Consider the following 22,982-nt stretch of genomic DNA (forward strand, 5'->3'; position numbering starts at 1 on the left):
CGTTTTCGTCATCATCCCTGGAGCTGACAGCATGTGGAACTACTCCGAGAAAGTGAAAGACCATTTTTTTCATCCCCGCAACGCGCGCGTGGTCGACAACGCCAACGCGGTGGGCGATGTGGGTTCATTAAGCTGCGGCGATGCGCTGCGCCTGATGCTGCGGGTTGATCCGCACACCGAGATCATCGAGGAGGCCGGCTTCCAGACCTTCGGCTGCGGCAGCGCCATCGCCTCCTCTTCCGCGCTGACGGAGCTGATTATCGGCCACACCCTGACCGAAGCCGGGCAGATCACCAACCAGCAGATCGCCGACTACCTCGACGGCCTGCCGCCGGAGAAAATGCACTGCTCGGTGATGGGCCAGGAGGCGCTGCGTGCGGCTATCGCCCATTTTCGCGGCGAAAGCCTTGAGGAGGAGCATGAGGAGGGCAAGCTGATCTGTAAATGCTTCGGCGTCGACGAAGGACATATTCGCCGGGCCGTGGTGAACAACGGCCTGACCACCCTCGAGGAGGTGATCAACTACACCAAGGCCGGCGGGGGCTGTACCACCTGCCATGAAAAAATTGAGCTGGCGCTGGCGGCGATCCTCGCCCAACAGCCGCCCGCCCCCCTGCCGGCGGAGACGGCCCACGATGCGCAGTGGCAAAGCGTGGTCGATACCATCAACGAGCTGCGCCCGCACATTCAGGCCGACGGCGGCGACATGACGCTGGTGAGCGTCACCCCGCGCCAGATCACCGTCAGCCTCTCCGGCAGCTGCAGCGGCTGCATGATGACCGACATGACCCTCGCCTGGCTGCAGCAAAAGCTGATGGAGCGCACCGGAAGCTACATGGACGTGGTGGCGGCCCCGGCCGCGGTTAACTAACCCCAGGGGGACACAATGAAACCTGTTTATCTCGATAACAACGCCACCACCCGTCTCGACCCGATGGTTCTCGACGCGATGATGCCCTTTTTGACCGACTTTTACGGCAATCCCTCGTCGATTCACGATTTTGGTCTGCCGGCGCAGGCCGCCCTTGAACGGGCGCACCAGCAGGTGGCCGCTCTGCTCGGGGCCGACTACCCCAGCGAGATCATTTTTACCTCCTGCGCCACCGAGGCCACGACCACCGCCATCGCCTCAGCGGTGGCCCTGATGCCGGAGCGGCGCGAGATCATCACCAGCGCGGTCGAACATCCCGCCACCCTGGCGGTGTGCGAACAGCTGGAGCGCCAGGGATACCTGATCCACCGTATCGCCGTGGATCGGCAGGGCGCTCTGGATATGGCGCAGTTTCGGGCGGCGCTTAGCCCACGCGTGGCGCTGGTCAGCATCATGTGGGCCAATAACGAAACCGGCGTCATGTTCCCGGTGCCCGAGCTGGCGGAGCTGGCCCATGAGCAGGGCGCGCTGTTTCACTGCGACGCCGTGCAGGTGGTGGGCAAAATCCCGATGGCGCTCAGCCAGACGCGGATCGATATGCTCTCCTGCTCGGCGCATAAATTCCACGGCCCCAAAGGGGTGGGCTGCCTCTGGTTGCGGCGGGGAACGCGTTTTCGCCCGCTGCTGCGCGGCGGCCACCAGGCGCATGGCCGGCGGGCCGGTACGGAAAATATCAGCGGCATTGTCGGCATGGGCGCCGCCAGCGAGCTGGCGCAGGTCCACCTCCCGGGCATGGCGCAGATTAGCCAGCTGCGCGATCGCCTTGAACATCATCTCCTGAGCGCCATTCCGGCGGTAACGGTGATGGGCGGCAGCCAGCCGCGGGTGCCCGGCACGCTTAATCTGGCCTTCGAGTGCATTGAAGGCGAGGCGATCCTGCTGCTGATGAATCAGGCCGGGATCGCCGCCTCCAGCGGCAGCGCCTGCACCTCCGGCTCGCTGGAGCCGTCGCACGTCATGCGGGCGATGAATATCCCTTACACCGCGGCCCACGGCACCGTTCGCTTCTCCCTCTCGCGCTACACCCGGGAAAAAGAGATCGACTACGTCATCGCCGCCCTGCCTCCTGTTATCGACCGGCTGCGCGCCCTGTCGCCCTACTGGCGAAACGGCCAGCCGCTCCTGCAGGATGGCGCCTTCGCGCCGGTCTTCGGTTAAGACGGAGAGACGACAATGGGACGCGTACTGATCAATGACACCACCCTGCGCGATGGCGAACAGAGTCCCGGCGTGGCCTTCCAGGCCAGTGAAAAAATCGCCATCGCCGAGGCGCTGTACGCGGCGGGGATCGAGGCGCTGGAGGTCGGCACCCCGGCGATGGGCGAGGAGGAGTGCGCCCGTATCCGGCTGGTGCGCCGTCAGCTCCCGGGCGCCACGCTGATGACCTGGTGCCGGATGCAGGCCGGCGAAATTCGCCTGAGCGCCGAGCTGGGCATGGACTGGGTGGATATCTCCATCCCCGCCTCCGACAAGCTGCGGCAGTACAAACTGCGCGAGAGCTTACCGCTGCTGCTGGAGCGGCTGACGGGTCTGATCCACCTCGCCCATACCCTTGGCCTGAAGGTCTGCATTGGCTGTGAGGACGCCTCGCGGGCCAGCGACGCGACGCTAAGGGATATTGCCCGGCAGGCCGGCGAGGCGGGGGCTGCCCGTCTGCGCTATGCCGACACCGTCGGTATCCTCGACCCGTTTACCACCGCGGCGCAGATCGCCGCCCTGCGTAACGTCTGGCCCGGCGAACTCGAGATGCATGCCCATAACGATCTCGGGCTGGCCACCGCCAACACCCTCGCGGCGGTACGCGCCGGGGCCACCAGCGTGAACACCACCGTGCTGGGCCTGGGCGAACGGGCGGGTAACGCGGCGCTGGAAACGGTGGCGCTCGGGCTGGAGCGCTGCCTGGGCGTCGAGACCGGGGTGCGTTTCACCGCCCTGCCGGCGCTGTGCGAACAGGTGGCCCTCGCCACCCGCCGCCCTGTCGATCCCCAGCAGCCGCTGGTGGGCGAGCTGGTTTTTACCCATGAGTCCGGCGTGCACGTCGCGGCGCTGCTGCGCGACAGCGAGAGCTATCAGGCGATCGACCCCGCCCTGCTGGGCCGCGGCTATCGGCTGGTGCTGGGCAAACACTCCGGTCGCCAGGCGGTTAACGGCGTCTTCGACCGGATGGGCTATCACCTGACGTCAGCGCAAATTGACCAGCTGCTGCCGGCGCTCCGCCACTTTGCGGAAACCGGCAAACGCAGCCCGCGGGATGATGAGCTGGCGGCAATCTATCACGCGCTCTGCGGCGCCGAAACGCTGCAGGCCAGGGGGTAAGCATGGAGTGGTTTTATCAGATCCCCGGCGTAGACGACCTGCGCTCCGCCGACGCCTTCTTTCAGTTTTTCGCCGTTCCCTACCAGCCCGAGCGTCTGGCCCATTGCAGCCTGCCGGTGCTGGCCGCCTTTCACCGCAAGCTGCGGGCGGAAGTGCCCCTGCTCAACCAGCTGGAGGAGAACCCGCGCGCGCACTGGCTGCTGGCGCGCCGGCTGCTGGCGGAGAGTTATCAGCAGCAGTTCGAGGAGAACACGCCATGAGACCCACATTTACCTTTAGCGAAGCGGTCCGCGTCGTGCGCGCCATCCGTAACGATGGCACCTATGCGGGCCTGCCGTCCGGCGCCCTGCTGGTGCGCCGGGGCAGCATCGGCTATGTCCGCGACTGGGGGGTATTCTTACAGGACCAGGTCATCTACCAGGTCCACTTCCCGGAGAGCGACCGGATCGTCGGCTGCCGCGAACAGGAGCTGATTGCCGGCGATCGTCCCTGGCTGGCGGGGAATCTGCAGTATGGCGATAACGTCACCTGCCAGACGGCGCTGACGTTGCAGGGCGAAGTGGTGGTCAACGTCGGTCAGCAGGGGCGTATTGAGGCCACCGATCGGGGCGAGCGCGGGGACGGCTATATCGTCGACTTCGGCGGCCGCTGGTTCCAGGTTCCGGTGACCGCGCTGGCCCTGGCAGAGGAGGAAGAATAATGCAGCCATGGCAACGATTTGGCCGGCGGCGGCTGGCGCAGAGCCGCTGGAACTGCGACCCGGCGGCCATCGCCGCGGCGGACCGGGAGGCCTTCGAGGCGGCCTGGCAGCGTCAGGCCCGCGTGGAGCAGGCGCTGGTCGCCGAGGTCGCGGCGGAGGCGATCCCCGCCGCGCTACGGGAAGGCCTCGCCGCTTCGCTGCGCCTCTGGCTGGATGAGGGCGGATTTACGCCGCCGGAGCGGGCGGCGATCGTCCTGCATCATGCCCGGCTGGAAACCGCCTTCGCCGGGATTGCCAGCCAGGCGCCGCAGCCGGATCCCGCCGCGGTGCAGGCCTGGTATCTGCGGCATCAGGCGCAGTTTATGCGCCCGGAACAGCGGTTGACCCGCCATCTGCTGCTCACCGTCGATGGCGATGAGCAGGCGGTTTACTCGCGCATCCAGGCGCTTCATGGGCAAATCGCGGCCTCCCGCGAGGCGTTTGCGCCGCTGGCCCAGCGACACTCCCACTGCCCGAGCGCGCTGGACGGCGGGCGACTGGGGTGGATCGGGCGGGGGTTGCTCTATCCGCAGCTGGAGGAGGCCCTGTTTGCGCTGACGGAAAATGCGCTGAGCGCGCCGGTGGCCAGCGAGCTGGGCTGGCACCTGGTATGGTGCGAAGCCATCCGCCCCGCCGCGCCGATGACGCCTGAACAGGCGCTGAAAAGCGCCCGCGATTACCTTATTCAACAGAGCCAGCGCCGCCACCAGCGCCAGTGGCTGGCTGAGATGCTAGCGCGCCAGCCGGGGCTGTGCGGGTAGCCGACAGGCCACCCGCCAGCGTCTACAGCAGGTGCGGTTTGATCTCCTCAAGCCAGGTCGCCAGACGCGTTTCGGTCTCGTCGAACTGGTTATCCTGGTCCAGCACCAGCCCGACAAACCGCTCCCCCTCCAGCGCCGATGAGGCGCTGAACTCATACCCCTCGTTCGGCCAGCTGCCGATCATCGTCGCCCCGCGGGCGCGCAGGGCGTCGTACAGCGGCCGCAGCCCGCTGGCGAAGTTATCGGGATAGCCGCGCTGATCGCCGAGGCCAAACAGCGCCACCGTTTTTCCCTGCAGGCTGACGTCGCCGAGGTTGCGGATAAACTCGGCCCACGACTCACTCTCGCCCCCGGCCTCAAGGCCCGGCAGCTGGCCGTCGCCCAGCGTCGGCGTGCCCAGCAGCAGGGCCGGGTAGGCCAGCAGGTCCGCCAGCGTGGCGCGGTTAATATTGACCGGGGCGGCGGCGGCCTCCCCCAGCTGCTTGTGGATCAGTTTCGCGATCTTGCGGGTTTTACCGGTATCGGTGCCAAAGAAAATGCCAATGTTCGCCATAGTACGCTCCTGTCGGAATGGTGTCGGAAATAGGGATTACCGCAGGGGTATTGCGAAGGCTGTGCCAGGTTGCCCTGCACCGTGACGGCTCATCCCTGCCCCATCAGGATCGCTTCCCGCCGCCGCAGCGCCCGCGCAAGGCGCCCCCGGCGGACCGAAAGGTGAAAATCAGCGGATTTTCCCCCTGTCGGATCAATGTTTCGTTCGGTCGTTTCGATAAGGGCGCACCGTTTGCATGGTTATCCGGGTTCGGCTCAGCCCGCCGCGATCCGCGCAGGGTGTCGGACAATTTGTCATAACTGCGACACAGGAGTTTGCGATGACCCTGAATATGATGCTCGATAACGCCGCGCCGGAAGCCATCGCCGGCGCGCTGACTCAACAACATCCGGGGCTGTTTTTTACCATGGTGGAACAGGCCTCAGTGGCGATTTCCCTCACCGACGCCAGCGCCAGGATCATCTACGCCAACCCGGCGTTTTGCCGCCAGACCGGCTATTCGCTGGCGCAATTGTTAAATCAGAACCCGCGCCTGCTGGCCAGCAGCCAGACGCCGCGCGAGATCTATCAGGAGATGTGGCATACCCTGCTCCAGCGTCAGCCGTGGCGCGGCCAGCTGATTAACCAGCGGCGGGACGGCGGCCTGTACCTGGTGGAGATTGACATCACTCCGGTGCTCAGTCCGCAAGGGGAACTGGAGCATTATCTGGCGATGCAGCGGGATATCAGCGTCAGCTATACCCTGGAGCAGCGGCTGCGCAACCATATGACTCTGATGGAGGCGGTGCTGAATAATATTCCCTCCGCCGTGGTGGTAGTGGACGAGCAGGATCGGGTGGTGATGGACAACCTTGCCTATAAAACCTTCTGCGCCGACTGCGGCGGCCGGGAGCTGCTCACCGAGCTGCAGGTCTCCCCAGGCCGGATGACGCCCGGCGTGGAGCAGATCCTGCCGGTGGCGATCCGCGGGGCCGCGCGCTGGCTGTCGGTGACCTGCTGGCCGCTGCCCGGCGTCAGCGAAGAGGCCAGCCGCTACTTTATCGACAGCGCCCTGGCGCGAACCCTGGTGGTGATCGCCGACTGTACCCAGCAGCGCCAGCAGCAGGAGCAGGGCCGCCTCGACCGGCTGAAGCAGCAAATGACCGCCGGCAAGCTGCTGGCGGCGATCCGCGAGTCGCTGGACGCCGCGCTGATCCAGCTGAACTGCCCGATTAACATGCTGGCGGCGGCCCGTCGGCTGAACGGCGAGAGCAGCGGCAACGTGGCGCTGGAGGCCGCCTGGCGCGAAGGGGAAGAGGCGATGGCCCGGCTCCAGCGATGTCGCCCGTCGCTGGATCTCGAAAACCCCGCCGTCTGGCCGCTGCAGCCCTTTTTCGACGACCTGTGCGCCCTCTACCGCACCCGCTTCGATGCCGAGGGGCTGCAGCTGGACATGGCCTCGCCGCATCTGATCGGCTTTGGCCAGCGCACTCAGCTGCTGGCGTGCTTAAGCCTGTGGTTCGACCGCACCCTGGCCCTCGCCGCCGAGCTGCCTTCCGTCCCGCTGGCGATGCAGCTCTATGCCGAGGAAAACGACGGCTGGCTGGCGCTGTACCTGACCGACAACGTGCCGCTGCTGCAAGTGCGCTACGCCCACTCCCCCGACGCGCTGAATTCGCCGGGCAAAGGCATGGAGCTGCGGCTGATCCAGACCCTGGTGGCGCACCATCGCGGGGCCATCGAGCTGACTTCCCGGCCGCAGGGCGGCACCTGCCTGACCCTGCGTTTCCCGCTGTTTAACACCCTGACCGGAGGTGAAGCATGATCCCCGAATCCGACCCGGACACCACCGTCAGACGCTTCGACCTCTCTCAGCAGTTCACCGCCATGCAGCGGATAAGCGTGGTGCTGAGCCGCGCCACCGAGGCCAGCAAAACGCTGCAGGAGGTGCTCAGCGTATTGCACAACGATGCCTTTATGCAGCACGGGATGATCTGTCTGTACGACAGCGAGCAGGAAATCCTCAGTATCGAAGCGCTGCAGCAAACCGAGCAGCAGACTCTCCCCGGCAGCGCGCAGATCCGCTATCGTCCCGGCGAGGGGCTGGTGGGGACGGTGCTGGCCCAGGGGCAATCGCTGGTGCTGCCCCGGGTCGCCGACGATCAGCGTTTTCTCGACCGCCTGAGCCTCTACGATTACGATCTGCCGTTTATCGCCGTTCCGCTAATGGGGCCCAACGCCCGGCCCATGGGAGTGCTGGCGGCCCAGCCGATGGCGCGCCAGGAAGAGCGGCTGCCGGCCTGCACCCGCTTTCTCGAAACCGTCGCCAACCTCATCGCCCAGACCATCCGGCTGATGATCCTCCCGGCCTCCGCCACCCTGCCGGGCCGCCAGCCGCCGAAGGTGGAACGGCCGCCGGCCTGCTCGTCGTCGCGCGGGGTGGGCCTTGACAATATGGTCGGCAAGAGCCCGGCGATGCGCCAGATCGTGGAGGTGATCCGCCAGGTTTCGCGCTGGGACACCACCGTGCTGGTGCGCGGCGAAAGCGGCACCGGGAAAGAGCTGATCGCCAATGCCATCCACCACCATTCCCCGCGGGCTGGCGCCGCCTTCGTCAAATTTAACTGCGCGGCGCTGCCGGACAACCTGCTGGAAAGCGAACTGTTCGGCCATGAAAAAGGCGCCTTTACCGGCGCGGTGCGCCAGCGTAAGGGGCGTTTTGAGCTGGCGGATGGCGGCACCCTGTTCCTCGACGAGATTGGCGAAAGCAGCGCCTCGTTCCAGGCTAAGCTGCTGCGCATCCTGCAGGAGGGAGAGATGGAGCGGGTCGGCGGCGATGAGACCCTGCGGGTGAATGTCCGCATCATCGCCGCCACCAACCGCCACCTGGAGGAGGAGGTCCGGTTGGGCCACTTCCGCGAGGATCTGTACTATCGCCTGAACGTGATGCCCATCGCCCTGCCCCCGCTGCGCGAGCGTCAGGAGGACATCGCCGAGCTGGCGCACTTTCTGGTGCGCAAAATTGGCCAGCATCAGGGGCGCACGCTGCGGATCAGCGAGGGGGCGATCCGTCTGTTGATGGAGTACAGCTGGCCGGGCAATGTTCGCGAACTGGAGAACTGCCTCGAACGATCGGCGGTGATGTCCGAGAGCGGCCTGATCGATCGCGACGTGATCCTCTTCACCCACCAGGAACGTCCGGCCAAAGCCCTGCCCGCCAGCGGGCCGGCGGAAGACAGCTGGCTGGACAACAGCCTGGACGAACGCCAGCGGCTGATCGCCGCGCTGGAAAAAGCCGGCTGGGTGCAGGCCAAGGCGGCGCGGCTGCTGGGGATGACGCCGCGCCAGGTCGCCTACCGGATCCAGATCATGGATATCACCCTGCCGCGTCTGTAAGCCACGGTGTCAGGTTCAGGACATTGTCGCCTGCGCGGCGGGAACGCGACAATATTTTGCCGCAGGGATGCGGAATAACACCTTTCTTTTCAGCATGATAAAAAATCCCTCTCTGGTATGCCCTTTGCAGCAGGAAGGTATCGCCCAACCAAGAAGGTACGACCATGACTTCCTGCTCTTCTTTTTCCGGCGGCAACGCCTGTCAGTCGGCGGACGCCAGCGCGTTAGCGCCGCGGGTGGCCGATAAGGTCGCCGCGCACCCCTGCTACTCCCGCAGCGGGCACCACCGTTTCGCCCGGATGCATCTCCCGGTCGCTCCGGCCTGCAATCTGCAGTGCAACTACTGCAATCGTAAATTCGACTGCAGCAATGAATCCCGCCCCGGGGTGTCTTCGACGCTGCTGACCCCCGAGCAGGCGGTGCTGAAAGTGCGCCAGGTGGCCCAGGCCATCCCGCAGCTGTCGGTGGTCGGCATTGCCGGGCCCGGCGATCCGCTGGCCAATATGACCCGCACCTTCCGCACCCTGGAGCTGGTCCGCGATCAGCTTCCGGACCTGAAATTATGCCTGTCGACCAACGGACTGATGCTGCCCGACGCAGTGGATCGCCTGCTGGAGGTCGGTGTGGATCACGTTACGGTAACCATCAATACGCTGGATGCCGGCATCGCCGGGCAAATCTACGCCTGGCTGTGGCTCGACGGCGAACGCTACCGCGGGCGGGAAGCCGGGGAGATCCTGATAGCCCGCCAGCTGGAGGGGGTCCGCAGGCTGACCAACGCCGGGGTGCTGGTCAAGATAAACTCGGTGCTGATCCCGGGGATCAACGACAGCGGCATGGCCGAGGTCAGCCGTTGTTTGCGGGAAAGCGGCGCGTTTATTCACAATATTATGCCGCTGATTGCCAGACCGGAGCACGGCACGGTCTTTGGCCTCAACGGCCAGCCAGAGCCGGACGCCGGGATGCTCGCCGCGATCCGCAGCCAGTGCGGGGCCGCGATGCCGCAGATGACGCATTGCCACCAGTGCCGCGCCGACGCCATCGGCATGCTGGGCGAAGACCGCAGCCAGCAGTTTACCCAGCTTCCGGACCCGGACAGCCTCCCCGACTGGCTGCCCATCCTCCATCAGCGCGCCGAACTTCATGCCAGCCTCGCCACCCGGGGAGAGTCGGAGGCCGATGATGCCTGTCTGGTGGCCGTGGCCTCCAGCCGCGGCGAGGTGATTGATTGTCATTTTGGCCATGCCGACCGCTTCTCGATCTACAGCCTGTCTGCCGCCGGCATGGTGCTGGTGGGCGAGCGCTTTACGCCGAAATATTGCCGCGGCGCGGAGGAGTGCGAGCCGCAGGAGAACGAAGCCAGACTGGCGGCGCTCCTCGCGCTGCTCGCCGACGTGAAAGCGGTGTTCTGCGTGCGTATCGGCCATACGCCATGGCAACAGCTCGAGCGACAGGGCATTGAGCCGCAGGTGGACGGCGCGTGGCGGTCGGTCGCCGAGGTGCTGCCCGCCTGGTGGCAGCGGCGGCGACAGAGCCTGGCGGCATCGCGCCTGCGTCAGGGGGTCGCCTGATGGCGCCGGTCGACTGGTTGACCCGCCTGTGGCGACGGTATCACGCCGGAAAAGGCTGCTTTCCGCTGCGCATGGGGCTAAGCGTCGAGGCGTGGCTGGCCCTGCAGCAGCGGCTGGGCGAGGTGGCGACGCCGCTGGACAGCGAGGCGCTGAGCCGCCGCCGGCTGATGACGGAGCTGAATGCCACCCGCGACGAAGAGCGCCGCCAGCTGGCGCGATGGCTGGCGGAGTGGATCGCGCCGGGAGCCGAACCGATGGCGCCGATCGTCGCCGGGGCGGCGCTGGCGTTTAATCATCTATGGGAGGATCTGGGTCTGGATTCGCGGGCGGAACTGGGCCGGCTGATGAGCGACTGCTTTCCGCAGCTGGTGGCGCAGAACGTCCACCATATGCGCTGGAAGAAGTTCTTTTATCGCCAGCGCTGCCTGCAGTCGCAGGGGGAGATCGTCTGCCGCTCGCCGAGCTGCGACGAATGCCTGGAGCGTAGCCTCTGCTTCGAACCGCCGCCGCAATAAACACCCCGCAGGTGCCCCTGCGGCTGCCCCCAAAATGCCCCTGTTTAACCGCTTTACGCGGATTTCTGCCGGGTGGCGCTTCGCTTACCCGGCCTACAAAACCATCTACCTATCAGAAGGTTACTCAACACCCCAGGCCCGGCAAGCGCCGCGCCGCCGGGCAAGGACAGCGGGCGCGGTGCCGCTTGTGTGCCGGGTGGCGCTTCGCTTACCCGGCCTACAACGCCATTTACCTATCAGAAGGTTACTCAACACCCCAGGTCCGGCAAGCGCCGCGCCGCCGGGCAAGGACAGCGGGCGCGGAGCCGCTTCTGTGCCGGGTGGCGCTTCGCTTACCCGGCCTACAAAACCATCTACCTATCAGAAGGCTACTTAACACCCCAGGCCCGGCAAGCGCCGCGCCGCCGGGCAAGGACAGCGGGCGCGGTGCCGCTTGTGTGCCGGGTGGCGCTTCGCTTACCCGGCCTACAACGCCATTTACCTATCAGAAGGCTACTCAACACCCCAGGCCCGGCAAGCGCCGCGCCGCCGGGCAAGGACAGCGGGCGCGGAGCCGCTTCTGTGCCGGGTGGCGCTTCGCTTACCCGGCCTACAACGCCATTTACCTATCAGAAGGCTACTCAACACCCCAGACCCGGCAAGCGCAGCGGGCGCGGAGCCGCTTGTGTGCCGGATGGCGGCTGCGCCTTACCCGGCCTGGAGTTCGTGCGACCTGTCGTTAATTTATTCACCAGCCTTGCTGAAACTGCCGGTGCTGGCGGCCTCAAAATCGCTGAGACGTTCCCGGAAGGCCGGGGCAGCCCGCATGGATGCGGGCTGAGGGCCATGTTTTGCATGGACGCTGCCTCGGCCCGACCCGCAGCCTGCAGGGATAAGTCGAAGGGACCGCGTAGCGGAGATTTTGCTGGCCGGAGCCCGGGGGTACAGGGGGCGGCGGCGACTGGCCGCCCCCTGTGCGCTCCCTGTGCGGTGTGAGACATAACGCAGAAAATTAACCGGGAGCGCAATGTGCGCTGAAGCCACAGATAACATAAATGACCACACGGCGTTGCTTCCCCTCCCCCTGGCCCTCTCCCAAGGCAGACGGAACTGTCCGGCCATCGTTTCCGTGGCCAACATATTGCCGGGTGGCGGCTGCGCCTGACCCGGCCTACGGAGTCTGAGAACGTGGTAAACCGATAACAGTCTCCACCGCCGCCGGGCAATACATCAGGCTCCGTGCCCAATATGTTGCCGGGTGGCGCTTCGCTTACCCGGCCTACATGACCATTTAATTTCAGAAGGTTAACCATCACCGTAGGCCCGCGCAAGCGCAGCGCCGCCGGGCAAAAGGTATCGCACCGGGCCAAACGAAAAAAAAGCCGGAGGTTTCCCTCCGGCTTTTCTCATTCACATCACGCTACGCCTTACGCCACGTCTTCGTACTGCGGCACCGGGTTGCGGAAGCTTTTGGTCACGCAGGCCAGATAGACCAGACCGATACCGGCCCAGATCAGGCCCAGAATCATCGAGCTCTCTTCCAGGTTGACCCACAGCGCGCCGACGGTCAGGGCGCCGCACATCGGCAGGAACAGATACTGGAAGTGGTCTTTCAGCGTCTTGTTGCGTTTCTCACGGATCCAGAACTGCGAAATCACCGACAGGTTAACGAAGGTAAACGCCACCAGCGCACCAAAGTTAATCAGCGCCGTCGCCATCACCAGGTCGAAGTTAATCGCCAGCAGGGCGATAGCGCCGACCAGGATGATGTTCATCGCCGGGGTGCGCCAGGTCGGGTGCACATAGCCGAAGAAGCTTTTCGGGAACACGCCGTCACGGCCCATCACGTACATCAGACGCGCCACGCCAGCGTGCGCCGCCATACCGGACGCCAGTACGGTAATGGTGGAGAAGATCAGCGCGCCAACCTGGAAGGCTTTACCTGCCACGTAGAGCATAATTTCCGGCTGTGACGCATCCGGATCTTTAAAGCGCGAGATATCCGGGAAGTACAGCTGCAGGAAGTAGGTGGCAAAGATGAAGATCAGGCCGCCGATCAGCGCGGTCAGGAAGATCGCGCGCGGAATGACGCGCTCTGCATCTTTGGTCTCTTCAGACAGGTTGCTGATGCCGTCGAAGCCGGTAAACGAGAAGCACAGGATCGTCGCCCCGGTAATCATCGGGATCACGTGCGCGTCACCGGACCAGAACGGACGGCTGCTGGCCAGCGTACCGGCGCCTTCGCCGCCAAACACGCCATAAATCACCATGCCGAGGATAACGGCAATCAGCACCACCTGCAGCACCACGATCACGGTGTTGAAGTTGGCCACGGATTTAATGCTGCGCAGGTTAAAGGCGGTCATAAAGGCGACCAGCGCGATAACAAACACCCACGACGGAATCGAAGGCACCAGCGCTTCAAAATAGATTTTCGCCAGCAGAATGTTGATCATCGGCGCGAACAGGTAGTCGAGCAGCGAGGACCAACCCACCATAAAGCCAACGGTCGGGCTGATGGATTTCTGCGCATAGGTATACGCCGAGCCGGCGGACGGGTAACGACGTACCAGCTTGCCATAGCTCAGGGCAGTAAACAGGATAGCGATTAACGCAAAGGCGTAGGCCGTCGGCACGTGACCGTCGGTCATACCAGAGACGATACCAAACGTATCGAACAGCGTCATCGGCTGCATATAGGCCAGGCCCATCATTACAACCGGAACTAGCGTAAGTGTTTTACGTAATTCCACGCGAGAGGTATTTGGAGTAGCGTTATGCGACATAGTTATCCCCTTTTACGGTGAACGCCAGCGCGTAAGCAAAAAATTGCCCCATTTCTTTCTATTCCTCAGCGACAACGACTGTCGGTTTTTAGTAAATATCTATCCGGTACGAAGCCCGGCCTCTTGGTATTGAATGATGTGTCTTTCGACCAAAAAAATAACCGACACTTTAAAAAAAGCGTCGGCTAGTCTCTGGTTTTCAGGCCGCATATTTTGCAACAATATCAACGGCGTTGACAAGATGTTATGAAGTTCATTGCGTGAGCATAATTTTTAAGATGCTAATATCTATACGATTTCCGTATGATAAATTGTAAAAATAGCACTATTTGCTAATAGCGCTTCGCGCCACCATTTCCCGGCCAAACCGCAGGCGGCGTCATTCCAGGCGATCCACGCGCGCTGACGAGGCGACAGCCCGCGCACGGCCAGGCTAACCAGCTCGCCGCTCTCCAGCAGCCCCTGCACATGATAACGCGGCAGGCAGCTCCACCCCAGCCCCATGCGCAGCAGCGCCAGCTGCCCCGCGGCGTCACACACCGTCAGGGTCTCCTGATCGGCGAGCAGCGCCCCGCCCTCGCCGGTGGCCACCGCGCGGTAACGCCGCAGGGTTCGCCAGCTCAACGGGGCGCGGCGCTCCGCCAGAGGATGCTGCGGGGAGACCACCAGCAGCAGCTCCAGCTCGCCAAGGGGAAGATAATCATAGCCACTTAACGGCGGCGGCTCGCCGAGCGCCCCCAGCAGGAGATCGGCCTGCCCTTCCGTCAAGGGCCGCCAGTCCAGCAGCGAGGGGGTCAGCGTGAAGCGCAGCCGGGTGAGCGGCTGCTGTTGATAAAAGGCGGCGATCAGCGGCGCGAGTTGCGCCACGGGAAAGGTGCTGTCCACCGCCAGGCGGAGGGTATGTTCCCACCCCTGCTGCAGCTTAACCGCCCGGATCTCCAGTTCGCGGGCGATGTGCAACACTTCCCGCCCTTTCTCCAGCAGCATCTGTCCGGTGGGGGTAAAGCGCGCGCGGTGGCCGCTGCGGTCGAGCAGCTGAATATTGAGATCGCTTTCCAGCCGGTGAATGGTGTAGCTCAGCGCCGAGGGCGTTTTAAAGAGCTTTGCCGACGCCGCGGCAAAGCTCCCCTCTTTTTCCAGCGCGTCGAGGATCACGAGGACATCCAGCAGTGGTTTCATCGCTACCCCCTTACGGTATGCGAATCACCGCTGGCGGATCACTCCATCGGCATCACCAGCGGATCGGGGTACTGGTACTCAAACCCCAGCTCATTGCAGATACGATTGCCATCCACAATCTTGCCCTGGCCGCCGTCCGGGCTGTCGCTGAACACCGGCGGCGGCAGCCCCAGCTCGCGGGCCATCTGCGGATAAAAGAGGCCGCGCGCCGGATGGCGGGGCGCACATAGATTATAGATGTGCCCGCCCTTCGGAGCCTGCAGCAGCAGTTCGATGGCGGCCACCACATCCTGCAAATGCACCAGGTTGACCACGTGCTGGCCATCCGGCGCCGACTTGCCGGCGAAAAAACGCCCCGGATGGCGGGACGGCCCCACCAGCCCGGCCAGGCGCAGTATATCCACCGAGGTCCCCGGCAGATTGTGCAGCCAGTCCTCCAGCTCCTTGAGCACCTGCCCGCTGGCGGTTTGCGGCAGGCGCGGGGAGTTCTCTTTCACCGTACCGTTGACGTTGCCATACACCGAGGTGGAGCTGGTGAAGACGATCCGCGGAATATGGTACGCCAGCGCGGTATCGACGATCTCCTGCACCGCCTGCAGATAAAACCCTTCCCCTGCCCCGGTCCGCCGGGCCGGCAGCGTGATCACCAGCGCATCGACGTTCATCAGCGCGTCGAGGTCCTCGGTATCACAGACCAGCTGTGGCTCCAGGCGCAGCGGATAGCTGTCGATCCCGCACATCCGCGCCGCCTCCACGCCATCCTGCGTGGTTTTACTGCCGGTGACCTGCCAGCCTCGCGCCGTCAACGACAGCGCCAGCGGCATCCCCAGCCATCCCAAACCGACTATCGCGACCTTTTTCATCCCAGGCTCCTGACTCTTTCGCTGTGCTGATTACAGGCTACGCCAGCCAGCGGCAACTGACAATTTCTTCGCTCAATGTGAAATGAATTAATGATAGAAAAAAGCCCTTGCTTTCTGCGGCGAAAGTGGTTTAGGTTAAAGGACATCAAATGCATAGTCATTCACAGAGAATTTTTATGAACCGCGTTCAATTTAAACACCACCATCATCACCATCATCCTGACTAGTCTTTCAGGCGATGTGTGCTGGAAGACATTTGGATCTTCCAGTGGTGCATGAACGCGCAGAGAGCCCCCGGAAGATTCACTTCCGGGGGCTTTTTTTTGGACCAAATTCGGACAGATTCAGACAGGTATTCAGAGGAAAAGAACAATGTTAGACAACACCCGTTTACGCATAGCTATTCAGAAATCAGGCCGTTTAAGCGAAGATTCACGCGAATTACTCAGCCGCTGCGGCATTAAAGTCAATTTGCACACCCAGCGTCTGATTGCGCTGGCGGAAAATATGCCAATCGACATTCTGCGCGTGCGTGATGACGATATCCCGGGCCTGGTGATGGACGGTGTTGTCGACCTCGGCATTATCGGCGAAAACGTGCTGGAAGAAGAGCTGCTCAGCCGCCGCGCCCAGGGCGAAGACCCGCGCTATTTCACCCTGCGTCGCCTGGACTTCGGCGGCTGCCGCCTTTCGCTGGCGACCCCGGTGGATGAAGCCTGGAACGGCCCGGCGGCGCTGGACGGCAAACGTATCGCCACCTCTTACCCGCACCTGCTGAAGCGCTACCTCGATCAAAAAGGTATCTCCTTTAAATCCTGTCTGCTGAACGGCTCCGTGGAAGTGGCGCCGCGCGCCGGCCTCGCCGACGCCATCTGCGACCTCGTCTCCACCGGCGCCACCCTGGAAGCCAACGGCCTGCGCGAAGTGGAAGTGATCTACCGCTCCAAAGCCTGCCTGATCCAGCGCGACGGCGAAATGGACGACGCCAAACAGCAGCTGATTGACCGCCTGCTGACCCGTATTCAGGGCGTGATCCAGGCCCGCGAGTCGAAATACATCATGATGCACGCCCCGACCGAACGTCTGGAAGAAGTGGTTGCCCTGCTGCCGGGCGCCGAACGGCCGACCATTCTGCCGCTGGCGGGCGACAAGCAGCGCGTGGCGATGCACATGGTCAGCAGCGAAACCCTGTTCTGGGAGACCATGGAAAAACTGAAGGCGCTGGGCGCCAGCTCCATTCTGGTGCTGCCGATTGAGAAGATGATGGAGTAATCGGCCAGCCGGTCACGCGACACACAGGGGAAAACAATCATGAGCTTCAACACAATCATCGACTGGAACGGCTGTAGCGCAGACCAACAGCAACAACTCTTAACGCGCCCGGCGATTTCCGCCTCCGACAGCATCAGTAAAACGGTGGCGGAGATCCTCGATAACGTCAAAGCCAACGGCGACGCGGCGCTGCGCGAATACAGCGCGAAGTTTGATAAAACCACCGTCGCCGCGCTGCAGGTGAGCGAGGCGGAGATCGCCGCCGCCGGCGAGCGCCTCAGCGACGAGCTGAAGCAGGCGATGGCGGTGGCGGTGCAAAACATCGAGACCTTCCACAACGCGCAACAGCTGCAGGCGGTGGATGTCGAAACGCTGCCGGGGGTGCGCTGCCAGCAGGTGACCCGCCCTATCGCCTCCGTCGGGCTGTATATTCCGGGCGGCTCGGCGCCGCTGTTCTCCACGGTGCTGATGCTGGCGACGCCGGCGCGCATCGCCGGCTGTCAGCAGGTGGTGCTCTGCTCGCCGCCGCCGATCGCCGATGAGATCCTCTACGCCGCGCAGCTGTGCGGCGTGAAAACCATCTTTAACGTCGGCGGCGCGCAAGCCATCGCCGCCCTCGCCCTCGGTACCGAGTCGGTGCCGAAGGTGGATAAAATCTTTGGCCCGGGTAACGCTTACGTCACGGAAGCCAAACGCCAGGTCAGCCAGCGTCTGGACGGCGCGGCCATCGACATGCCGGCCGGCCCGTCGGAAGTGCTGGTGATCGCCGACAGCGGCGCCAACCCGGACTTTGTCGCCTCCGACCTGCTGTCCCAGGCGGAACACGGCCCGGACTCGCAGGTGATCCTCCTGACCCCGGACGCCGGGATGGGCAGCCGCGTCGCCGAGGCCGTGGAGCGCCAGCTGGCCGCCCTGCCGCGCGCCGAAACCGCCCGCGTGGCGCTCTCCGCCAGCCGCATCATCGTGGCCCGCGACCTGGCGCAGTGCGTGGCTATCTCCAACCAGTATGGCCCGGAACACCTGATCATTCAGACCCGTCAGGCCCGTGAGCTGGTGGACAGCATCACCAGCGCCGGTTCGGTTTTCCTTGGCGACTGGTCGCCGGAATCCGCGGGCGACTACGCCTCGGGCACCAACCACGTCCTGCCGACCTATGGCTATACCGCCACCTGTTCGAGCCTCGGCCTGGCCGACTTCCAGAAGCGGATGACCGTGCAGGAGCTGTCGCGCGACGGCTTTGCCGCCCTCGCTTCAACGATTGAGATTCTGGCCGCCGCCGAGCGCCTTGACGCCCACAAAAACGCCGTAACGCTGCGCGTTGCCGCCCTGAAGGAGCAAGCATGAGCATTGAAGATTTAGCCCGCGCCAACGTCCGCGCGCTGACCCCGTATCAATCCGCTCGCCGCCTGGGCGGGAAAGGCGACGTCTGGCTGAACGCTAACGAATTCCCCACCGCCGTGGCCTTCCAGCTGACCGAGCAGACGCTGAACCGCTACCCGGAGCCGCAGCCGAAGGCGGTGATTGAGAACTACGCCCGCTACGCCGGGGTTAAACCGGAGCAGGTACTGGTCAGCCGCGGCGCCGACGAAGGCATTGAGCTGCTGATCCGCGCCTTCTGCGAGCCAGGCGAAGACGCGGTGCTCTACTGCCCGCCCACCTACGGCATGTACAGCGTCAGCGCCGAGACCATCGGCGTCGAATGCCGCACCGTGCCGACCCTCGCCGACTGGCAGCTCGACCTGCCGGGCATTGAGGCAAAGCTGGACGGGGTGAAAGTGGTCTTCGTCTGCAGCCCGAACAACCCGACCGGGCAGATTATCGACCCGCAGTCGATGCGCGACCTGCTGGAGATGACCCGCGGCAAAGCCATCGTGGTGGCCGACGAAGCCTATATTGAATTCTGCCCGCAGGCGACGCTCGCCGGCTGGCTCAGCGACTACCCGCACCTGGTGGTGCTGCGCACGCTGTCCAAAGCCTTTGCCCTCGCCGGCCTGCGCTGCGGCTTCACCCTCGCCAACGCCGAGGTGATTAACGTGCTGCTGAAAGTGATCGCGCCGTACCCGCTCTCCACGCCGGTGGCCGATATTGCCGCCCAGGCGCTGAGCGCGGAAGGGATCGCCGCGATGCGTCAGCGCGTGGCGCAGATCCTCGACGAGCGCCGCTACCTGGTGGAACAGCTGCGCGGCATCGCCTGCGTGGAGCAGGTCTTCGATTCCGAGACCAACTACGTCCTGGCGCGGATAACCGCCTCCAGCGCAGTGTTTAAATCTTTGTGGGATCAGGGCATTATCTTACGTGACCAGAATAAACAACCTTCATTGAGCGGCTGTTTGCGTATCACTATCGGTACCCGTGCCGAGAGCCAGCGCGTGATTGACGCCTTGACTGCGGAGAATGTATGACCCAGAAGTATCTCTTTATTGACCGTGACGGCACCCTGATTTCCGAACCGCCGGTAGATTTCCAGGTGGACCGTTTCGACAAGCTGGCGTTCGAGCCGCAGGTGATCCCGGCGCTGCTGAAGCTGCAGCAGGAAGGCTATAAGCTGGTGATGATCACCAACCAGGACGGTCTGGGTACCGACAGCCTGCCGCAGGAGGCGTTTGATGGCCCACACAATCTGATGATGCAGATCTTCGCCTCGCAGGGCGTTAACTTTGAGGACGTGCTGATTTGTCCGCACTTCCCGGGTGACAACTGCGCCTGCCGCAAGCCGAAAACCCAGCTGGTGCTGCCGTGGCTGGAAGAAGGCGTGCTGGATAAAGCCCACAGCTACGTGATTGGCGACCGGGCCACCGACCTTGAGCTGGCGGATAACATGGGGATTATCGGTCTGCGCTATGACCGCGAGACCCTGAACTGGCCGACCATCTGCGAACAGCTGACCCGCCGCGACCGCTATGCCCACGTCGAGCGCATCACCAAAGAGACCCAGGTGGATGTGAAAGTGTGGCTGGACCGCGAAGGCGGCAGCAAGATCCACACCGGCGTCGGCTTTTTTGACCATATGCTCGACCAAATCGCCACCCATGGCGGCTTCCGCATGGAGGTCAATGTCGGCGGCGATCTGTACATCGACGATCACCACACGGTGGAAGATACCGGCCTGGCCCTCGGCGAAGCCCTGAAGCTGGCGCTCGGCGACAAGCGCGGCATCAACCGCTTCGGCTTCGTGCTGCCGATGGACGAGTGTCTCGCCCGCTGCGCGCTGGATATCTCCGGCCGTCCGCACCTGGAGTATAAGGCGGACTTCACCTATCAGCGCGTCGGCGATCTGAGCACCGAGATGGTGGAACACTTCTTCCGCTCGCTCTCTTACACCATGGCGGTGACGCTGCACCTGAAAACCAAGGGCAAGAACGATCACCACCGCGTGGAGAGCCTGTTCAAAGCCTTTGGCCGTACGCTGCGCCAGGCGATCCGCGTCCAGGGCGATGCCCTGCCGTCTTCCAAAGGGGTGCTGTAATGAATGTGGTGATCCTTGATACCGGGTGCGCCAACCTCAATTCGGTGAAATCGGCGATTGGCCGCCACGGCTATGAGCCGGTGGTCAGCCGCGATCCGGAGGTGGTATTGCGTGCCGATAAACTGTTTCTTCCCGGCGTCGGCACCGCCCAGGCGGCGATGGACCAGCTGCGCGACCGTGAGCTGATCGACCTGATCAAAGCCTGTACCCAGCCGGTGCTGGGTATCTGCCTGGGCATGCAGCTGCTCAGCAAGCGCAGCGAAGAGAACAACGGCGTCGATCTGCTGGGCATTATCGAGGAAGAGGTGCCGAAGATGACCGACCACGGCCTGCCGCTGCCGCACATGGGCTGGAACCGGGTGTATGCCAAAGCGGGCGATCGTCTGTTCCGCGGCATTGAAGAAGGCGCGTATTTCTACTTCGTCCACAGCTACGCCATGCCGGTCAACCCGTACACCATCGCCCAGTGCAATTACGGCGAGGCGTTTACCGCCGCGGTGCAGAAAGATAACTTCTTTGGCGTGCAGTTCCACCCGGAGCGCTCCGGGAGCGCCGGGGCGCAGCTGCTGAAAAACTTCCTGGAGATGTGATGATTATTCCTGCGTTAGATTTAATCGACGGCACCGTCGTTCGTCTCCACCAGGGCGATTACGGCCAGCAGCGCGACTACGGCAGCGATCCGCTGCCGCGCCTGCAGTCCTATGCCGCTCAGGGGGCGGAAGTCCTGCACCTGGTCGACCTGACCGGGGCGAAGGATCCGGCGAAGCGCCAGATCCCGCTGCTGAAATCGCTGGTCGCCGGCGTTGACGTCCCGGTGCAGGTCGGCGGCGGCGTGCGGACCGAGGCGGATGTCGCGGCCCTGCTTGACGCCGGCGTCGCCCGCGTGGTGGTCGGCTCCACCGCGGTGAAATCCCCGGAGGAAGTGAAAGGCTGGTTTAAACGCTTTGGCCCTGAACGGCTGGTGCTGGCCCTCGACGTGCGTATCGACGCCGACGGCAATAAGCAGGTGGCGGTCAGCGGCTGGCAGGAGAACTCCGGCGTGACGCTGGAGGAGCTGGTGGAGAGCTATCTGCCGGTCGGCCTGCAGCATGTGCTGTGCACCGATATCTCCCGTGACGGCACGCTGGCGGGCTCCAACGTCTCGCTGTATGAGGAAGTCTGCGCCCGCTACCCGCAGGTGGCGTTTCAGTCATCCGGCGGCATCGGCGATCTCAATGATATTGCCGCCCTGCGCGGCACCGGAGTGCGCGGCGTGATTGTCGGTCGCGCGCTGCTGGAAGGCAAATTCAACGTAACGGAGGCCATTCAATGCTGGCAAAACGGATAATCCCCTGCCTCGACGTCCGCGACGGCCAGGTAGTGAAAGGCGTGCAGTTCCGTAATCACGAGATCATCGGCGATATCGTCCCGCTGGCCAAGCGCTATGCGGACGAAGGCGCCGACGAGCTGGTGTTCTATGATATCACTGCCTCCAGCGACGGCCGGGTGGTCGACAAGAGCTGGGTGTCGCGGGTGGCGGAAGTGATTGATATTCCTTTCTGCGTGGCGGGCGGGATCAAGTCGCTGGAAGACGCGGCGCAGATCCTCTCCTTCGGCGCCGATAAGATCTCGATTAACTCCCCTGCCCTCGCCGACCCGACGCTGATCACCCGCCTTGCCGACCGCTTTGGCGTGCAGTGCATTGTGGTGGGGATCGATACCTGGTTTGATGCAGAGACCGGCAAATATCACGTCAATCAGTACACCGGCGACGAGAGCCGCACCCGGGTGACGCAGTGGGAAACCCTCGACTGGGTGGAGGAAGTGCAGAAGCGCGGCGCGGGCGAGATCGTCCTCAATATGATGAACCAGGACGGGGTGCGCAACGGTTACGACCTGCAGCAGCTGGCGAAGGTTCGCGCGGTGTGCCATGTGCCGCTGATCGCCTCCGGCGGCGCGGGCACCATGGAACATTTCCTCGAAGCCTTCCGCGACGCCAACGTTGACGGCGCGCTGGCGGCCTCGGTATTCCACAAACAGATTATTAATATTGGCGAACTGAAAGCGTACCTGGCGGCACAGGGCGTGGAGATAAGGGTATGTTGACTGAACAGCTGGACTGGGAAAAAACGGACGGCATGATGCCGGCCATCGTGCAGCACGCCGTATCCGGCGAAGTGCTGATGCTGGGCTACATGAACAAGGAGGCGCTGGAGAAAACCGAAGCCACCGGCAAGGTCACCTTTTACTCACGCACCAAACAGCGGCTGTGGACCAAGGGTGAAACCTCGGGCCATGTCCTCAACGTAGTGAGCATCACGCCGGACTGCGACAACGATACGCTGCTGGTGCTGGTGAATCCGATCGGGCCGACCTGCCACAAAGGCACCACCAGCTGCTTCGGCGACGCCGGCCACCAGTGGCTGTTCCTCTATCAGCTGGAGCAGCTGCTGGCCGAGCGTAAGCACGCCGACCCGGAGAGCTCCTACACGGCGAAGCTGTATGCCAGCGGCACCAAGCGCATTGCGCAGAAAGTGGGGGAAGAAGGCGTGGAGACCGCGCTGGCCGCCACGGTGAACGACCGCTTCGAGCTGAAGAATGAGGCGTCGGACCTGATGTATCACCTGCTGGTGCTGCTGCAGGACCAGGGTCTGGATCTCGGGGAAGTGATTGATAATCTGAAAAGTCGGCACTAAC

At 63.6% G+C, this 22,982-nt stretch carries 24 protein-coding genes and 1 other annotated feature; of the genes, 19 read left to right on the forward strand and 5 right to left on the reverse strand.

The genetic code is table 11. The annotated features are described in order from the left end of the window. Positions 1–31 precede the first annotated feature (31 nt). The 6 genes from nifU to nifM are packed head-to-tail and all read left to right on the forward strand — an operon-like array spanning position 32 to position 4,747. On the forward strand, positions 32–871 hold the full coding sequence (nifU, locus tag ACOI7Z_RS09095; protein ID WP_087848926.1) for a Fe-S cluster assembly protein NifU: 840 nt from the start codon (positions 32–34) through the stop codon (positions 869–871). A gap of 15 nt (positions 872–886) precedes the next feature. Next, positions 887–2,089, forward strand: a complete 1,203-nt coding sequence (gene nifS / locus ACOI7Z_RS09100; RefSeq protein WP_044524059.1) for a cysteine desulfurase NifS — start codon at positions 887–889, stop codon at positions 2,087–2,089. A gap of 15 nt (positions 2,090–2,104) precedes the next feature. After that, a complete protein-coding gene (nifV, locus tag ACOI7Z_RS09105) occupies positions 2,105–3,247 on the forward strand; it encodes a homocitrate synthase (RefSeq protein WP_023290345.1) in 1,143 nt (380 codons plus the stop codon). A gap of 2 nt (positions 3,248–3,249) precedes the next feature. Continuing rightward, the gene (locus ACOI7Z_RS09110; protein ID WP_023290346.1) at positions 3,250–3,507 is read left to right on the forward strand and encodes a nitrogenase-stabilizing/protective protein NifW; all 258 of its coding nucleotides are present in this window, start codon (positions 3,250–3,252) and stop codon (positions 3,505–3,507) included. Beyond that, positions 3,504–3,947, forward strand: coding sequence for a nitrogen fixation protein NifZ (locus tag ACOI7Z_RS09115; RefSeq protein ID WP_023290347.1), 444 nt, complete (start codon positions 3,504–3,506; stop codon positions 3,945–3,947). The genes ACOI7Z_RS09110 and ACOI7Z_RS09115 overlap by 4 nt, the downstream gene beginning before the upstream one ends. Then, positions 3,947–4,747 carry a nitrogen fixation protein NifM gene (nifM, locus tag ACOI7Z_RS09120; RefSeq protein ID WP_087848927.1) on the forward strand — a complete coding sequence of 267 codons (801 nt, stop codon included), beginning with the start codon at positions 3,947–3,949 and terminating at the stop codon, positions 4,745–4,747. Before ACOI7Z_RS09115 ends, nifM begins: the two co-directional genes overlap by 1 nt. A gap of 22 nt (positions 4,748–4,769) precedes the next feature. Here nifM and ACOI7Z_RS09125 read toward each other — a convergent pair whose 3' ends face one another. After that, positions 4,770–5,300 (reverse strand): flavodoxin, encoded by a 531-nt coding sequence (locus ACOI7Z_RS09125; RefSeq protein ID WP_023290349.1) that lies wholly within the window; start codon positions 5,298–5,300, stop codon positions 4,770–4,772. A gap of 319 nt (positions 5,301–5,619) precedes the next feature. On the opposite strand from ACOI7Z_RS09125, the gene nifL reads away from it, so the two are divergent. The 4 genes from nifL (at position 5,620) to ACOI7Z_RS09145 (ending at position 10,761) form a co-directional block, all read left to right on the forward strand. Further along, a complete protein-coding gene (nifL, locus tag ACOI7Z_RS09130) occupies positions 5,620–7,104 on the forward strand; it encodes a nitrogen fixation negative regulator NifL (RefSeq protein ID WP_087848928.1) in 1,485 nt (494 codons plus the stop codon). After that, positions 7,101–8,675, forward strand: a complete 1,575-nt coding sequence (gene nifA / locus ACOI7Z_RS09135; RefSeq protein WP_004203574.1) for a nif-specific transcriptional activator NifA — start codon at positions 7,101–7,103, stop codon at positions 8,673–8,675. The genes nifL and nifA overlap by 4 nt, the downstream gene beginning before the upstream one ends. A 164-nt stretch (positions 8,676–8,839) precedes the next feature. Further along, entirely contained in the window at positions 8,840–10,246 is a 1,407-nt protein-coding gene (gene nifB, locus ACOI7Z_RS09140) for a nitrogenase cofactor biosynthesis protein NifB (RefSeq protein ID WP_048297859.1), read from the forward strand. Then, positions 10,246–10,761 (forward strand): nitrogen fixation protein NifQ, encoded by a 516-nt coding sequence (locus tag ACOI7Z_RS09145; RefSeq protein WP_023290352.1) that lies wholly within the window; start codon positions 10,246–10,248, stop codon positions 10,759–10,761. The genes nifB and ACOI7Z_RS09145 overlap by 1 nt, the downstream gene beginning before the upstream one ends. A 1,406-nt stretch (positions 10,762–12,167) precedes the next feature. On the opposite strand, the gene plaP is transcribed toward ACOI7Z_RS09145, so the two are convergent. From plaP to ACOI7Z_RS09165, 4 genes are all read right to left on the reverse strand, one after another. Then, positions 12,168–13,526 (reverse strand): putrescine/proton symporter PlaP, encoded by a 1,359-nt coding sequence (plaP, locus tag ACOI7Z_RS09150; RefSeq protein WP_004203583.1) that lies wholly within the window; start codon positions 13,524–13,526, stop codon positions 12,168–12,170. Then, positions 13,516–13,578 carry a membrane protein YoeI gene (yoeI, locus tag ACOI7Z_RS09155; RefSeq protein ID WP_096335043.1) on the reverse strand — a complete coding sequence of 21 codons (63 nt, stop codon included), beginning with the start codon at positions 13,576–13,578 and terminating at the stop codon, positions 13,516–13,518. Before yoeI ends, plaP begins: the two co-directional genes overlap by 11 nt. Positions 13,579–13,814: 236 nt before the next feature. Continuing rightward, entirely contained in the window at positions 13,815–14,705 is an 891-nt protein-coding gene (locus ACOI7Z_RS09160) for a LysR family transcriptional regulator (RefSeq protein ID WP_130941716.1), read from the reverse strand. 38 nt (positions 14,706–14,743) lie between these two features. Continuing rightward, the gene (locus ACOI7Z_RS09165) at positions 14,744–15,568 is read right to left on the reverse strand and encodes an SDR family oxidoreductase (RefSeq protein ID WP_004152513.1); all 825 of its coding nucleotides are present in this window, start codon (positions 15,566–15,568) and stop codon (positions 14,744–14,746) included. Between the two features lie 176 nt (positions 15,569–15,744). On the opposite strand from ACOI7Z_RS09165, the gene hisL reads away from it, so the two are divergent. The 9 genes from hisL (at position 15,745) to hisIE (ending at position 22,981) form a co-directional block, all read left to right on the forward strand. After that, complete coding sequence (gene hisL, locus ACOI7Z_RS09170) at positions 15,745–15,795, forward strand: his operon leader peptide (RefSeq protein WP_004899375.1); 51 nt, start codon at positions 15,745–15,747, stop codon at positions 15,793–15,795. Next, positions 15,771–15,893: a sequence feature (His leader region), on the forward strand. (Overlaps the previous gene by 25 nt.) A 47-nt stretch (positions 15,894–15,940) precedes the next feature. After that, the gene (gene hisG / locus ACOI7Z_RS09175) at positions 15,941–16,840 is read left to right on the forward strand and encodes an ATP phosphoribosyltransferase (RefSeq protein ID WP_023290356.1); all 900 of its coding nucleotides are present in this window, start codon (positions 15,941–15,943) and stop codon (positions 16,838–16,840) included. 39 nt (positions 16,841–16,879) lie between these two features. Next, positions 16,880–18,184, forward strand: coding sequence for a histidinol dehydrogenase (hisD, locus tag ACOI7Z_RS09180; RefSeq protein WP_086076367.1), 1,305 nt, complete (start codon positions 16,880–16,882; stop codon positions 18,182–18,184). Next, positions 18,181–19,242, forward strand: a complete 1,062-nt coding sequence (hisC, locus tag ACOI7Z_RS09185; RefSeq protein ID WP_032453441.1) for a histidinol-phosphate transaminase — start codon at positions 18,181–18,183, stop codon at positions 19,240–19,242. Before hisD ends, hisC begins: the two co-directional genes overlap by 4 nt. Continuing rightward, complete coding sequence (gene hisB / locus ACOI7Z_RS09190; RefSeq protein WP_101978598.1) at positions 19,239–20,306, forward strand: bifunctional histidinol-phosphatase/imidazoleglycerol-phosphate dehydratase HisB; 1,068 nt, start codon at positions 19,239–19,241, stop codon at positions 20,304–20,306. The genes hisC and hisB overlap by 4 nt, the downstream gene beginning before the upstream one ends. Continuing rightward, complete coding sequence (gene hisH / locus ACOI7Z_RS09195) at positions 20,306–20,896, forward strand: imidazole glycerol phosphate synthase subunit HisH (protein WP_137916372.1); 591 nt, start codon at positions 20,306–20,308, stop codon at positions 20,894–20,896. Before hisB ends, hisH begins: the two co-directional genes overlap by 1 nt. Then, on the forward strand, positions 20,896–21,633 hold the full coding sequence (gene hisA / locus ACOI7Z_RS09200) for a 1-(5-phosphoribosyl)-5-[(5-phosphoribosylamino)methylideneamino]imidazole-4-carboxamide isomerase (protein WP_032453443.1): 738 nt from the start codon (positions 20,896–20,898) through the stop codon (positions 21,631–21,633). The genes hisH and hisA overlap by 1 nt, the downstream gene beginning before the upstream one ends. Further along, a complete protein-coding gene (gene hisF / locus ACOI7Z_RS09205) occupies positions 21,615–22,391 on the forward strand; it encodes an imidazole glycerol phosphate synthase subunit HisF (protein ID WP_032453444.1) in 777 nt (258 codons plus the stop codon). Before hisA ends, hisF begins: the two co-directional genes overlap by 19 nt. Next, complete coding sequence (hisIE, locus tag ACOI7Z_RS09210) at positions 22,385–22,981, forward strand: bifunctional phosphoribosyl-AMP cyclohydrolase/phosphoribosyl-ATP diphosphatase HisIE (RefSeq protein WP_023290360.1); 597 nt, start codon at positions 22,385–22,387, stop codon at positions 22,979–22,981. The genes hisF and hisIE overlap by 7 nt, the downstream gene beginning before the upstream one ends. The last annotated feature ends 1 nt before the right edge of the window (position 22,982 follow it).

The organism is Klebsiella sp. C283 (assembly GCF_048822555.1).
Lineage (GTDB): Bacteria > Pseudomonadota > Gammaproteobacteria > Enterobacterales > Enterobacteriaceae > Klebsiella > Klebsiella quasipneumoniae.

What these genes read in the sequence shown, in the direction of transcription:
- nifL (WP_087848928.1), top strand. Translation starts at nt 5,620, where the DNA reads ATGACCCTGAATATGATGCTCGATAACGCCGCGCCGGAAGCCATCGCC.
- hisA (WP_032453443.1), top strand. Translation starts at nt 20,896, where the DNA reads ATGATTATTCCTGCGTTAGATTTAATCGACGGCACCGTCGTTCGTCTC.
- nifM (WP_087848927.1), top strand. Translation starts at nt 3,947, where the DNA reads ATGCAGCCATGGCAACGATTTGGCCGGCGGCGGCTGGCGCAGAGCCGC.
- plaP (WP_004203583.1), bottom strand. Translation starts at nt 13,526, where the DNA reads ATGTCGCATAACGCTACTCCAAATACCTCTCGCGTGGAATTACGTAAA.
- nifA (WP_004203574.1), top strand. Translation starts at nt 7,101, where the DNA reads ATGATCCCCGAATCCGACCCGGACACCACCGTCAGACGCTTCGACCTC.
- hisB (WP_101978598.1), top strand. Translation starts at nt 19,239, where the DNA reads ATGACCCAGAAGTATCTCTTTATTGACCGTGACGGCACCCTGATTTCC.
- nifS (WP_044524059.1), top strand. Translation starts at nt 887, where the DNA reads ATGAAACCTGTTTATCTCGATAACAACGCCACCACCCGTCTCGACCCG.
- hisH (WP_137916372.1), top strand. Translation starts at nt 20,306, where the DNA reads ATGAATGTGGTGATCCTTGATACCGGGTGCGCCAACCTCAATTCGGTG.
- nifV (WP_023290345.1), top strand. Translation starts at nt 2,105, where the DNA reads ATGGGACGCGTACTGATCAATGACACCACCCTGCGCGATGGCGAACAG.
- ACOI7Z_RS09160 (WP_130941716.1), bottom strand. Translation starts at nt 14,705, where the DNA reads ATGAAACCACTGCTGGATGTCCTCGTGATCCTCGACGCGCTGGAAAAA.
- nifU (WP_087848926.1), top strand. Translation starts at nt 32, where the DNA reads ATGTGGAACTACTCCGAGAAAGTGAAAGACCATTTTTTTCATCCCCGC.
- ACOI7Z_RS09145 (WP_023290352.1), top strand. Translation starts at nt 10,246, where the DNA reads ATGGCGCCGGTCGACTGGTTGACCCGCCTGTGGCGACGGTATCACGCC.
- hisIE (WP_023290360.1), top strand. Translation starts at nt 22,385, where the DNA reads ATGTTGACTGAACAGCTGGACTGGGAAAAAACGGACGGCATGATGCCG.
- hisF (WP_032453444.1), top strand. Translation starts at nt 21,615, where the DNA reads ATGCTGGCAAAACGGATAATCCCCTGCCTCGACGTCCGCGACGGCCAG.
- ACOI7Z_RS09115 (WP_023290347.1), top strand. Translation starts at nt 3,504, where the DNA reads ATGAGACCCACATTTACCTTTAGCGAAGCGGTCCGCGTCGTGCGCGCC.
- nifB (WP_048297859.1), top strand. Translation starts at nt 8,840, where the DNA reads ATGACTTCCTGCTCTTCTTTTTCCGGCGGCAACGCCTGTCAGTCGGCG.
- ACOI7Z_RS09165 (WP_004152513.1), bottom strand. Translation starts at nt 15,568, where the DNA reads ATGAAAAAGGTCGCGATAGTCGGTTTGGGATGGCTGGGGATGCCGCTG.
- ACOI7Z_RS09125 (WP_023290349.1), bottom strand. Translation starts at nt 5,300, where the DNA reads ATGGCGAACATTGGCATTTTCTTTGGCACCGATACCGGTAAAACCCGC.
- hisC (WP_032453441.1), top strand. Translation starts at nt 18,181, where the DNA reads ATGAGCATTGAAGATTTAGCCCGCGCCAACGTCCGCGCGCTGACCCCG.
- ACOI7Z_RS09110 (WP_023290346.1), top strand. Translation starts at nt 3,250, where the DNA reads ATGGAGTGGTTTTATCAGATCCCCGGCGTAGACGACCTGCGCTCCGCC.
- hisG (WP_023290356.1), top strand. Translation starts at nt 15,941, where the DNA reads ATGTTAGACAACACCCGTTTACGCATAGCTATTCAGAAATCAGGCCGT.
- hisD (WP_086076367.1), top strand. Translation starts at nt 16,880, where the DNA reads ATGAGCTTCAACACAATCATCGACTGGAACGGCTGTAGCGCAGACCAA.